Annotated in this window: 10 protein-coding genes and 1 pseudogene; 8 read left to right on the top strand and 3 right to left on the bottom strand. The window is 53.5% G+C overall.

The annotated features are described in order from the left end of the window. Positions 1 to 126: 126 nt before the first annotated feature. Entirely contained in the window at positions 127 to 444 is a 318-nt protein-coding gene (locus tag HGO41_RS25160) for a PTS lactose/cellobiose transporter subunit IIA (protein WP_013574149.1), read from the bottom strand. 277 nt (positions 445 to 721) lie between these two features. Here HGO41_RS25160 and HGO41_RS25165 point away from each other — a divergent pair, with 277 nt between their 5' ends. The 5 genes from HGO41_RS25165 to HGO41_RS25185 are packed head-to-tail and all read left to right on the top strand — an operon-like array spanning position 722 to position 5,125. Further along, positions 722 to 2,065: a PTS sugar transporter subunit IIC gene (locus tag HGO41_RS25165; RefSeq protein WP_013574150.1), complete on the top strand. Its 1,344-nt coding sequence runs from the start codon at positions 722 to 724 to the stop codon at positions 2,063 to 2,065. A 24-nt stretch (positions 2,066 to 2,089) separates the two neighbouring features. Further along, the gene (locus tag HGO41_RS25170; protein ID WP_250981617.1) at positions 2,090 to 3,526 is read left to right on the top strand and encodes a glycoside hydrolase family 1 protein; all 1,437 of its coding nucleotides are present in this window, start codon (positions 2,090 to 2,092) and stop codon (positions 3,524 to 3,526) included. A 14-nt stretch (positions 3,527 to 3,540) separates the two neighbouring features. Further along, positions 3,541 to 3,858 (top strand): PTS sugar transporter subunit IIB, encoded by a 318-nt coding sequence (locus HGO41_RS25175; protein WP_013574152.1) that lies wholly within the window; start codon positions 3,541 to 3,543, stop codon positions 3,856 to 3,858. Positions 3,859 to 3,896: 38 nt separating this feature from the next. Further along, complete coding sequence (locus HGO41_RS25180) at positions 3,897 to 4,670, top strand: FCD domain-containing protein (protein WP_013574153.1); 774 nt, start codon at positions 3,897 to 3,899, stop codon at positions 4,668 to 4,670. Positions 4,671 to 4,675: 5 nt separating this feature from the next. Continuing rightward, on the top strand, positions 4,676 to 5,125 hold the full coding sequence (locus HGO41_RS25185) for a GNAT family N-acetyltransferase (protein ID WP_037035169.1): 450 nt from the start codon (positions 4,676 to 4,678) through the stop codon (positions 5,123 to 5,125). Here the strand turns inward: HGO41_RS25185 and galR are convergent. Further along, positions 5,122 to 6,129 (bottom strand): HTH-type transcriptional regulator GalR, encoded by a 1,008-nt coding sequence (gene galR, locus HGO41_RS25190; protein WP_013574155.1) that lies wholly within the window; start codon positions 6,127 to 6,129, stop codon positions 5,122 to 5,124. The two genes, HGO41_RS25185 and galR, sit on opposite strands and share 4 nt — an antisense overlap. A gap of 252 nt (positions 6,130 to 6,381) precedes the next feature. Here galR and HGO41_RS25195 point away from each other — a divergent pair, with 252 nt between their 5' ends. The 3 genes from HGO41_RS25195 (at position 6,382) to lplT (ending at position 12,371) form a co-directional block, all read left to right on the top strand. Continuing rightward, positions 6,382 to 8,640 carry a molybdopterin guanine dinucleotide-containing S/N-oxide reductase gene (locus tag HGO41_RS25195; RefSeq protein ID WP_013574156.1) on the top strand — a complete coding sequence of 753 codons (2,259 nt, stop codon included), beginning with the start codon at positions 6,382 to 6,384 and terminating at the stop codon, positions 8,638 to 8,640. A 357-nt stretch (positions 8,641 to 8,997) separates the two neighbouring features. After that, positions 8,998 to 11,163, top strand: coding sequence for a bifunctional acyl-ACP--phospholipid O-acyltransferase/long-chain-fatty-acid--ACP ligase (aas, locus tag HGO41_RS25200; protein WP_250981618.1), 2,166 nt, complete (start codon positions 8,998 to 9,000; stop codon positions 11,161 to 11,163). Beyond that, positions 11,160 to 12,371 carry a lysophospholipid transporter LplT gene (lplT, locus tag HGO41_RS25205; RefSeq protein WP_131638663.1) on the top strand — a complete coding sequence of 404 codons (1,212 nt, stop codon included), beginning with the start codon at positions 11,160 to 11,162 and terminating at the stop codon, positions 12,369 to 12,371. The genes aas and lplT overlap by 4 nt, the downstream gene beginning before the upstream one ends. A 44-nt stretch (positions 12,372 to 12,415) precedes the next feature. On the opposite strand, the pseudogene HGO41_RS25210 reads toward lplT, so the two are convergent. Beyond that, positions 12,416 to 12,586, bottom strand: a pseudogene (locus HGO41_RS25210) (IS4 family transposase); the annotation flags it as partial.

A 12,586-nucleotide genomic window follows, 5' to 3' on the forward strand; every position in this document is an offset into this window, starting at 1 on the left:
CTACCCCTTCGTCGGGGTAGGCTCGGAGGGCGTGTTAAAACCACAGCAATGAGTTAAAGCACACTTTGAATTTTGTTATAGACCTTAATACCCCACCCCAACCCTCCCCTTCGCAGGGGAGAAAGTTTACTTATCAAACATCTCTTTTCTCAGTAACACGATCTCTTCTGCCAGATCACGGCACAGCATGGCGGTCATCAGATGATCCTGCGAGTGCACCATGATCAGATTCACCGGAATTTTCCCCACGCCTTCATCCAGGCCAATCAGTTGCGTCTGTACTTTGTGCGCAACACGCGCCGCGTCGTCCGAGGCTTTCAGCATCGCATCAGCCTGTTCCCATTCTTTTTTACGTGCATGCTGAATCGCCATCATGGCGTTAGATCGTGCTTCTCCGGCGTTGATCAATAACTCCATCACCGTTTGTTCCAGATCGAATTCCATCGAAAACTCCAAATTGGTATACCAGAAAGGGGTGAAATCATCATATTGGAATTCCAATATTCACATGTGAGAACGCTGTCACAGAAATTAATTCGTATTCCGCTATTTTTTGGCATGCCACATTACGAAATTATTCCCGAAATATGGCCGACAGGATGATTTACAGAACCGGAATCTGACCCTGCTTCGTACGACACCTTTATTCCTCATTCAATATAAAAGGTGAAGACGAAATCAACACCTGTGAAGTATAGAAAAAAGAAAATGAGGTGCTGTCATGTCACTGAAAGACCGCTTTATCGATTCTCTGGGGGGATTCGCCAACACCTTTAATAGCTTCCGATACATCATGGCTATTAAGGCGTCTTTTATCACGTTAATGCCCGTTATTATTGTGGGGGCATTCTCAGTTTTAATTTCAAATATGGTGATGGATCCGAAAAACGGATTAGCGCATTTTGAAATGTTCTCCTGGCTGGCCACCCTCAAACCGATCATGAGCAGTATTAACTACGCCACGCTCAGTTTTCTGACCATCGGTGCGGTGTTTTTAATTGGTATCGAACTCGGGAAAATTAACGGCTCACGTTCGTTATTTCCCGGCCTGCTGGCAGTGATTTGTTTTATTGCCGTGACGCCAACCACCGTCGATATGATGGTTAACGGCCAGATGCAGGAAGTGAAAGATGTGCTGGCAAAACAATTCTCCGATACTAAAAGTCTGTTCCTCGGCATGTTTATTGCCATTCTGTCGGTGGAGATTTATTCCCGTCTGGAACGGGTTAACGGCCTGCGTATAAAAATGCCCGAGAGCGTGCCGCCCAATGTGTCGGCGTCATTCTCGGCGTTAATTCCCGCCATTATTACCGTGGTGCTCGTCGCTACCTTCGGCTTTGTATTCCACCGCGTCACCGGCATGTATCTGTACGATGCGGTGTATCAGGTGATTCAGCGTCCGCTGGAATCGGTGATGCAAAGTCTGCCGGGCATTCTGCTGCTGATGTTTGTCGCGCAGCTGTTCTGGGTGATTGGTATTCATGGCAACCAGATGATTAAACCGATCCGCGAACCGCTGTTGCTCGGCGCCATCATGGTTAACATGACCGCGTTTGAGCAGGGTCATGAGGTGCCAAACATCATCACCATGCCGTTCTGGGATGTATATATGAGCATCGGAGGCTCGGGTTGTACCATCGGTTTGTTGCTGGCGGTGATGATCGCTACCCGCCGCAAAGAGATGCGCGAAATCGCCAAACTGTCCCTCGGGCCAAGTTTCTTCAACATCAATGAACCGGTGATTTTCGGTATGCCGATTATGCTCAACCCGATCCTGGCTATCCCGTTCATCATCACGCCGCTGATCACCGGCACCATCGGCTATTTTGCGACGAGCCTTGGTTTCGCCGGACGCGCGGTGGTGATGGTGCCGTGGACCACACCGCCGATTATCAACGCCTGGCTGTCAACGGCCGGATCGATGGGCGCGGTGTTTACCCAGATTGGCTGCATTGTGGTGGCGGTACTGATTTATCTGCCGTTTGTGAAAGTCGCGGCGCGTCGTGCCGATCAGGCTCAGCTTGAAGCCATGCAGCAGAGCCAGAAGCAGGCTGCCACGGCGTAAATTATTCGGAAAATGAGGGATGTTATGAGTAAGGTTTCAATCGCCATTCCTGACGGATTTATTCTCGGTGCCGCCGCCTCTGCATGGCAGACCGAAGGCTGGAGCGGCAAAAAAGACGGGCAGGATTCGTATCTGGATCTCTGGTACAAAAATAACCGCCATGTCTGGCACAACGGTTACGGCCCGGCGAAAGCCACCGATTTCATCAACCGCTACAAAGAAGATGTGGCGCTGATGAAAGCCAGCGGGCTGAGTCATTACCGCACGTCAGTTAACTGGTCGCGCTTTTTCACCGACTATGAGTTGGGTACGGTCGATGAAGAATATGCCGCCTACATTGACGACTATCTGGATGAAATGAAACGCAACGGCATCGAACCGATGCTGTGTCTGGAACACTACGAATTACCGGCGTTTCTGATCGAAAAATACGATGGCTGGAGCTCGAAAAAAGTCGTCGATCTGTTTGTGTTGTATGCAGAGAAAGTCTTCGAACGGTATGCCGGAAAAGTCAGCCGCTGGTTTACCTTCAACGAACCGGTGGTGGTGCAAACCCGCGTGTATCTGGATGCGATCCGCTGGCCGTTCGAGCAAAACACCGCGAAATGGATGCAGTGGAATCACCACAAAGTGCTGGCAACCGCCAGAGTGGTCGAACTGTTCCATCGCAAAAAATATCACGCCGCAGGTACCGTCGGGGTGATTTTAAATCCGGAAGTGACGTACGCCCGTTCATCGGCGGCGCATGACCAAAAGGCGGCGCATTTATACGATTTATTCTATAACCGCGTATTTTTGGACCCGATGATCAACGGGGAATATCCGCAGGAATTGCTGGAGCTACTGGAAAAGCACGGCGTACATTTCGATTATACAGAAGCGGAACTGGCGGTTATCCGTAATAACACCGTGGATGAAGTGGGTATTAATTTTTATTACCCGCACCGGGTGAAAGCACCGTCCCGCGAATGGAATAAAGACACGCCATTCCATCCGGCGTATTACTACGAACATTTCGAATTGCCCGGACGCCGGATGAATAAATCGCGTGGCTGGGAAATCTATCCGAAAATTATTTATGACATGGCGATGCGCATTAAAGCGGAATACGGAAATATTTCGTGGTTTGTGGCTGAAAACGGCATGGGTATCGAAAATGAAGGCCAGTTTCGCGATGCCGTCAGCGGGGAAATTCAGGACAACTATCGTATTGAATTTATTGCCGAGCATCTTTACTGGACATTAAAAGCGCGGGAAGACGGCGCCAATTGTCAGGGATATATGCTCTGGGCCTTTACCGATAATGTCTCGCCAATGAACGCCTTTAAAAATCGTTACGGGCTGATCGAAATTGATCTTGATAACAATCGTGATCGCCGTCAGAAGAAATCCTCTCACTGGTTTAAATCACTCAGTGAAAGCGGTGTGTTGTCTTTAACGCTCGATGACCAGGAAAAATAACCTAAGGAAACACTATGAAACGAATCGTTTTAGCTTGTTCGGCAGGGATGTCCACGTCACTAGTGGTCACCAAAATGGAAAAAGAAGTTACTGCGCGGGGGCTGGAATATCAGATCTACGCGATCCCTGAAAACAATCTGCGTGACGAGCTTGAAGCCTATGGCCGCGATATTGTCGCCGTGCTGCTCGGGCCGCAGGTGCGTTTTAAACTGGCGGAGAATAAAAAGCTGACCGATGAACACGGCATTCCGATTGCGGTGATCGACATGGTGGCTTACGGCACGTTAAACGGTGCAAAAGTGCTGGATCAGGCATTATCTCTGATACAGTAACATCCGGTCTTTTTTGTTTTTTGCATCAGGGTGATTGTGTGGAAAAAGGTGTGGTTTCGCAGGACAGAAAGCAGTATCAGGAAATCGGGCATGACCTGCGTGAGCAAATCAAGCAAGGGCATTTCGCCGTGGGATCCCGCCTGCCGCCCGAACGCAATATGGCGGAAAACTACGGCGTCAGCCGGACGATTGTGCGCGAAGCCTTACTGATGCTGGAACTGGAGGGCACGGTGGATATCCGTCAGGGTTCCGGCGTGTACGTGATCCGCATTCCTTCTCAGGAAGAAGGCGAAGACGAACTGTTGTATCAGGGGCAGATTGGCCCCTTTGAAATCTTACAGGCGCGGCAGTTGCTCGAAAGTAATATTGCCGCGTTTGCCGCCAAAATGGCCACCAAAGCGGATATCGAAAATCTGCGCCGCACGCTGGAGCAGGAACAAATCGCCATCGTGGCTAACGACGAAAGCGGTGATAACGACCGGCTGTTCCACCTGCTGATTGCCGGTGCGACACAAAACCAGATGCTGCTCGATTCGGTGAAAAATATCTGGATGCACCGGGATTCCAGCCCGCTGTGGAAACAGTTACACAGCCATATAGCTACCCGCGGTTACCGCCTGAAATGGCTGGCTGATCATCAGAATATTTTGGCCGCACTGCGCCGCCGCGACGTCATGGGCTCGTATCAGGCGATGTGGCAGCACATGGAAAATGTGAAAAATACGCTGATGGAATTGTCGGATGTGGATGCGCCGGAGTTTGACGGCTATCTGTTTGAATCTGTGCCGATTTTTCAGGGAAAGATGGTCTGAAAGCGATGAAGATTATTAATCTGAGTGAACGGCCTGAATTTCAGGACGCGGTCACAGACTGGCTTTGGCAGGCATTTGGCAGCGAAAACAGCCGGGAGTTTTTTGCCAGCGTGGTGCGAAGCAGCCTGTCCGGCGCGGACTTGCCGCAAACGTTTATCGCACTCGAAGACGACAGGCTGGCAGGAACCGTCGGCCTGTGGCGCTGTGATTTAATCAGCCGTCAGGATCTTACCCCGTGGCTGGCGGCGTTATACGTGGATGAAAATTTCCGTTCGTGCGGGCTGGGGCAGCAGTTACAGGAATTTGTACTGGAACAGAGCCGCCGCAGCGGCTTTTGTGAGTTGTATTTGTATGCCGAATTCACCGGCTATTACGAACGTTTTGGCTGGAAATACATCGGCGATGCGCTGGATTATCCGGATAAGCCGGTGCATCTTTTCCATCAACATCTTTAGCTGTTTGCCGGGCCGCTCACCGAGTGACGACGTACCAGCGTCGGGCTGAACATATGGGTTGTTTCCGGTAACGGCTGACCGTTTGCCAGCGCTAACGCCAGTTGCGCTGCCTGATTCGCCATTGCCACCACCGGATAACGTACGGTGGTCAGACGCGGGCGCAGATAGCGTGAAATCAGCACATCATCAAAGCCAATCAGCGAAATTTCGCCTGGCACATCAATACTGTTATCGCTTAATACCGATAATGCACCGGCGGCCATCGGGTCGTTGTAGCAGGTCACCGCCGTAAATCCTTTGCCCAATCCCAGTAAATCCGCCATGGCTTTTTCACCACCGATTTCATCCGGTTCCGCGTAGGCAATCAGCTTGTCATCCACCGGAATGTTGTGTTCGGTGAGGGCGTCGATATAGCCCTGAAGCCGGTCACTGGCATCGGAAATGCCGTGGTTGGAACATAAAATCGCGATGCGCTGATGGCCGGCCTGAATGAGGTGGCGCGTCGCCAGCCAGGAACCGTAGCGGTCATCGAGTGCAATACAGCGCTGTTCAAAACCCGGCAACGTGCGGTTAATCAGCACCATCCCGGGAATTTGCTGCATCAGGCTGGTCAGCTCATCTTCCGGCAGCATTTTGGCGTGAACCACTAACGCCGCACAGCGGTGGCGGATCAACTGCTCAATGGCCTGACGCTCTTTTTCAACGTTGTGATAACCGTTACCAATCAGCAGAAAATTGCCGGTGGCGTAGGCCACCTGTTCGACCGCTTTGACCATCGCGCCAAAAAACGGATCAGAGACGTCGGCCACGATCAGCCCCAGCGTTTCGGTTGCCTGTTGGGCGAGGGCGCGGGCGTTGGCATTCGGATGATATTGCAGATGCTGCATGGCGTTCTGTACGGCTTCCCGCGAGCTGTCGCTGGCTTTCGGGGAATGGTTTATCACGCGTGAAACGGTCGCAACCGATACGCCTGCCAGTTTTGCTACATCCTTAATCGTTGCCATAACACTTCCGTTTTCCGTGAGGGTAATCGTTTACACTGACCAGTTTTGCGGAAAAGACCGGTGGCTGCAAGGATGCTGATCGCAACTTTTTGATGTAAGCGCGATGTAACGGGAAAAGATCGTGGTGATTAACCGAAATCCCAGTGCGATAGGGTGGAAATGCGTTTTATTAAGATTATTTGTTCTTTGAAGTGTCAGCGCAGTGAATGGTATTTTTAAAGTCATTTATCTGCGCTGAGAAAAATAGAAATTATGTCGATAAAACGCTATCCGCAACTGGCCCACTGGGGCGCATATACCGCTGTGGTGGAAGATGGCCGCTTAATCCGTTGTGAACCTTATAAGGCGGATGCCGATCCTTCACCTCTGCTCGATTCCATTGCGCCGCTGGTCTATTCCGACAAACGTATCCGCAAACCGGCCGTGCGCCGCTCGTGGTTGAAACATCGCGAAAACAGCGATCGTTCTCTGCGGGGCCGCGAAGATTTTGTCGAAGTGGACTGGGATCTGGCGCTGGATCTGGTGGCCGAAGAGAATAAACGCGTGCGTGATCGCTACGGCGCTTCCGGCATTTTCAACGGCTCTTACGGCTGGTCATCGGCCGGACGTCTGCATCACGCCCGTTCTCTGGTGCGTCGTTTTTATTTCACCGGTGGCGGCGGGGTGGATCAGCAGGGCAACTATAGCTGGGGCTCGGCGCAATTTTTCCTGCCGTACGTTATCGGCACGTTTACCCCGCTGACCGGACGCGTGACCTCGTGGCCAAGTGTGGTCGAACACGCTGACATTCTGGTCGCATTTGGCGGTCTGGCGCTGAAAAATGCGCAAGTGGCGTCCGGCGGCGCGGTGGAACATACCCTGAAACCGGCGCTGGAACAGTTGGCGAAAAAAGGCACCCGCGTCATTAACATCAGCCCGATGCGCGACGACTGTCCGGAATTCGTGAATGCAGAGTGGATCCCGATCCGCCCGAACACCGATGCGGCGCTGATGATGGCCGTTGCGTTTGAGATTCAGCGCAAAGAAGCGCAGGACGAGGCGTTTCTGACCAGCCATTGCGTCGGTTATCCGCAGCTTGCCGCCTATCTGCGCGGCGACACTGACGGCATCCCGAAAACCCCTGACTGGGCAAGCCACATTACCGGCGTACCGGCTGAGCGTATTGCGCGTCTGGCGGATGATCTGATCGGTGTACGCAGCTTTATCACCTGTTCTTATTCTGTACAGCGTGCTCACCGTGGCGAGCAGCCTTACTGGATGATGATCGCCATTTCCGCCATGCTCGGGCAGGTCGGTTTGCCGGGCGGCGGATTCTCCTTCGGTCACGGCTCGATGAACAGCGTGGGTAATCCGCGTTATGACACGCCGGGGCCTGCCGTCAGTGCCGGGCCGAATCCTTCTGGTTTGTCGATCCCCGTGGCGCGTATCAGTGACATGCTGCTCAATCCCGGCCAGCCGTATGAATTCCAGGGCGAAACGCTGAATTATCCGGATATTCACCTGGTGCACTGGGCGGGCGGTAATCCGTTTCATCATCATCAGCAACTGAACCGTCTGGTCGAAGGCTGGCAGAAGCCGGACACCGTGATTGTGCAGGATAACGTCTGGACGCCAGCGGCGCAGATGGCGGATATCGTGCTGCCTGCGACAACCTCGCTGGAACGTAATGATATCGGCGGATCGTCACGCGACCGCTTCGTGCTGGCGATGCATCAGGCTGTTGCACCACAACATCAGGCGCGTAACGATTTTGATATTTTCGCTGACATTGCTGACCGTCTCGGTTACCGCGAGCAGTTCACGCAGGGGCGTAATGAAGATCAATGGTTGCGCCATATTTACCGTCAGTGCGGCGAAGCGCAGAAAGGCACCGGCGTGGAATGGCCTGACTTTGAAACCTTCTGGGAGCGCGGTTTTGTTGAACTGCCGGTGCCGGAAAAAGATTACGTGTTCTTTGAGGAATTCCGTAAAAGCCCGCGTGCTAATCCGCTGGGGACCCACAGCGGCAAAATCGAACTGTTCTCCGAAACCATCGCGGGTTACGGTTATGATGATTTCGCGCCGCACCCGGAGTGGCAGCCGCCGGTAGAATGGCTGGGCGCGGAAAGTGCCAAACAGTGGCCGCTGCACCTGATTTCCATTCAGCCAAAAGATCGTCTGCACAGCCAGCTTGATCAGTCGCCGCTGGCGCAGTCGAACAAAACCGCCGGTAAGGAAACGTTGTTTATGCATCCGGAAGATGCTCTCAGCCGTCAGCTGAAGGAGGGAGACCGGGTGAAAGTGCACAATGCGCGTGGCAGTTGTCTGGCGGGGGTGTCACTCAGTGACGGAATTACGCGTGGCGTGGTGCTGATGTCGACCGGCGCCTGGTTTGATCCTGGCTTTGGTGGCCAATGGCAGGAAACCGAGCAGGCGGGGAACCCGAATGTACTGACGCTGGATATCGGCACGTCGCGTCTGACGCAGGGGCCAAATGCCATGAGTTGCCTGGTCGAAGTGGGACCTGTTTAAGGTAGTTTTTAAATAGTTAGCCCGATTTAGGATAAATCGGGCCTATTTTCACCACTCGTTACACTTTGCGGAATTATGTTTCGATTGCCTGCTGGCTGTGGTTCGTACAAAACAGCTAAATTGAACGTCCCAGAGGTATTGATTGGTGAATCATCAACGTGCTCTGCATGTTGATACCGATTAAATTTGCACCAACCTACGCGGATGCGTAGGTTTTTTTTTGCCTCAACTCCGGCACACCGATCAGTTCCCTCCTAAACTCTCTCTGACTGTCGTCATTTTTCAGCGGCTTATAGTATGCTGTTTCCCCAACCTTTTTCTTCAAGATCAGGGATGACACATAAGGAGATGGCAAACATGTATAACTTTCTTTTCGCCGCGTTCAGATGGCTCTTCCGCCTGATGTTCCGGGTTACCGTGACCCCGGCGAGAAACGATTTTAATTACCCGCGTTTAATCCTCACGCCGAACCATGTCTCGTTTATTGACGGCATGTTGCTGGTGCTTTTCCTGCCGGTCAAACCGGTATTTGCAGTGTATTCCAACATCACGGACAGCTGGTTTATGCGCTGGCTGAAACCCTATGTGGACTTCATGCCGCTGGATCCCACCAAACCGATGGCGATCAAGCATTTGATCCGCGAGGTGGAGAAAGGGCGTCCGGTAGTTGTGTTTCCGGAAGGGCGCATTACGGTTACCGGTTCATTAATGAAGATTTACGACGGCGCGGCCTTTGTGGCGGCGAAGTCACAGGCGACCGTCATTCCGGTGCGCATAGACGGGCCGGAATATACGCCGTTTGGCCGGTTGTTCGGCAGCTTTAAAATCCGCTGGTTCCCGAAAGTCACTATCAATCTTTTGCCGCCGACTACCATTCCGATGCCGGATGCGCCGCGTTCCCGTGACCGCCGCATTCTCGCCGGTGAGCAACTGCATAAAATTATGATGCAGGCGCGTATGGATACCCGCGAACCGGAAACCTTGTATCAGGCGTTGTTGTCTGCACAAACCCGTTATGGCCGTCGCAAATCCTGTATCGCTGATATCGCGTTCAAAGAAGATACCTATCAGGGACTGCTGAAAAAATGCCTGGGCGTGAGCCGCATTTTGCAACGTTTTACCCGCGAAGGTGAGCATGTCGGGATGCTGTTGCCAAATGCCACGATCATGGCGGCGGCGCTGTTTGGCGCGTCAATGCGCAACCGTATTCCGGCGTTGCTTAACTACACTGCGGGTGCCAAAGGGCTGCAAAGCGCGATGAAAGCGGCGCAGATCAAAACCATTATTACCTCCCGCCAGTTCCTTGAAAAAGGCAAACTGACGCACCTGCCGGAAAACGTGCCAGAGGCGAACTGGGTCTATCTGGAAGATTTGAAAGACACGGTGACCATGCAGGACAAGCTGTGGATCCTGTTCCATCTGATCTTCCCGCGTCGTGCGATGCTGCCGCAAAAAGCCGATGATGCAGCACTGGTGCTGTTTACTTCGGGTTCTGAAGGCAATCCGAAAGGTGTGGTGCATTCACACGCCAGCCTGCTGGCTAACGTCGAGCAAATCCGTACCGTGGCGGACTTCACGCCGCGTGACCGCTTTATGTCGTCGCTGCCGCTGTTCCACGCCTTTGGCCTGACCGTCGGATTGTTAACGCCGCTGATCACCGGCGCTCGCGTGTTCCTGTATCCGAGTCCGCTGCATTACCGCATCGTGCCCGAACTGGTCTACGACCAGAACTGTACCGTGCTTTTCGGTACTTCAACCTTCCTGGGTAATTACGCCCGCTTTGCCCATCCGTATGATTTTGCCCGCTTGCGGTATGTGGTGGCCGGTGCGGAAAAACTGGCTGAAAGCACCAAAGAAATCTGGCAGAACAAATTCGGTATCCGCATTCTCGAAGGCTACGGTGTGACCGAATGTGCGCCGGTGGTGGCGATCAACGTACCGATGGCGACCAAAGTGAATACCGTCGGCAAAATTCTGCCGGGGATGGAGTCTCGTCTGATTACCGTGCCGGGCATTGAGGAGGGCGGTCGTCTGCAACTGCGCGGGCCGAACATCATGAAAGGCTATCTGCGCGTCGAAAATCCGGGTGTGCTGGAAACTCCGCAGGCTGAGAATGCCGCAGGTGAAATGCAGGCGGGCTGGTATGACACCGGTGATATCGTCACGCTGGATGAAAAAGGTTTCTGTGCCATCCGTGGTCGCGTGAAGCGTTTTGCCAAACTGGCGGGAGAAATGGTCTCGCTGGAAAGTGTCGAGCAACTGGCGATCAAGGCTTCACCCGATAAACAGCATGCGGCGACATCGCGCAGTGATGCCAGCAAAGGCGAGGCACTGGTGCTGTTCACCACCGATCCTGAATTACGTCGTGATGCGTTAAGTAAAGCTGCCCGTGAACTGGGGTTGCCGGAACTGGCCGTGCCGCGTGAAATTCGCGTCGTTAAAGCGTTACCGTTGCTCGGCAGCGGTAAACCCGATTTTGTCACCCTGCGCGAGATGGCAGAGAACCCGGAGAGTGAAGCATGAGTCAGCCTTTAAAGGCAGCTGCAGGGCCGTTGATGTCAAAGAGTATGACGGCGGTGATCGTGGCGCAGTTCCTGTCGGCTTTCGGTGATAACGCGCTGTTGTTTGCCGCGCTGGCGCTGATCAAACAACAGCTTTATCCCGACTGGAGCCAGCCCGTTTTACAAATGGCGTTCGTGGCGACGTACATCATTCTCGCGCCGTTTGTCGGGCAGTTTGCCGACAGTTTTTCCAAAGGCCGCGTGATGATGGTCGCTAACCTGCTGAAACTGGCGGGCGCGGCGGTGATTTGCGCGGGCATGAATCCGTTCCTCGGTTATACGCTGGTCGGCATTGGCGCTGCGGCTTATTCACCGGCGAAATACGGCATTCTGGGCGAGATCGCCAGTGGTGAACAACTGGTGAAAGCCAATGGCCTGATGGAAGCCTCTACCATTGCCGCGATCCTGCTGGGTTCTGTGGCCGGTGGCGCACTGGCAGACTGGAGCATTCTGGCGGCGCTCGGTATCTGTGTGCTGGCGTATGGCGCGGCAGTGGCGGCAAACTGGTTTATTCCGAAGCTGAACCCGGCGCGTCCGGGGCAGTCGTGGAATCCGGCAAAAATGAGCCGGACGTTTTTCTCTGCCTGCAAAACCTTGTGGCAGGATGGCGAAACCCGCTTCTCGCTGGTCGGTACCAGCTTGTTCTGGGGCGCGGGCGTGACGCTGCGTTTCCTGCTGGTGCTGTGGGTTCCCGTGGCGCTGGGCATCACCGATAACAAAACCCCGACCTTGCTGAATGCGATGGTGGCGATCGGGATTGTGTTTGGTGCGGGAGCAGCGGCGAAGTTAATCCGTCTGGAAACCGTGAAACGCTGCCTGCCAGCAGGCGTCGCCATTGGTATCGCCGTGGTGGTCTTTGCGCTGCAAACCAGCATGCTGAGTTCTTACATTGTGCTGGTGGTGGTGGGGGTTTTAGGCGGCTTCTTTGTGGTCCCGCTGAATGCCCTGTTGCAACATCGCGGTAAAATTTCTGTCGGTGCCGGTAACGCGATTGCCGTACAGAATCTGGGTGAAAACACCGCCATGCTGCTGATGCTCGGCTTGTATTCGCTGGTGGTGATGGCCGGTGCGCCGGTGGTGGCGATTGGCATCGGGTTCGGTGTGGTGTTCGCGCTGGCGATTGCCGGGTTGTGGATCTGGAAAAACATGCAGAAACGCCGTATGACGTAATGTTGTTTTCGCACAAAAGAAAAGGGCGCTCAGCGTAATGCCGGTCACTTAAGGTGACCGGCATTGTTTTTTAAGGGATATTTTGACCTTTTTTCTCTCACTTCCCTCGCATATTCACGCTCACGCCTCGAGGGCAGCTTTAGCATCGCTGCGTTGCTGTAAAAATGCTTCAGATGACCCGGGATGGCTCCCGCTGATGCCCACGGCAGCCCGAT

Source organism: Rahnella sp. CG8 (assembly GCF_023701875.1).
In the GTDB taxonomy this organism is placed as follows: domain Bacteria; phylum Pseudomonadota; class Gammaproteobacteria; order Enterobacterales; family Enterobacteriaceae; genus Rahnella; species Rahnella aceris.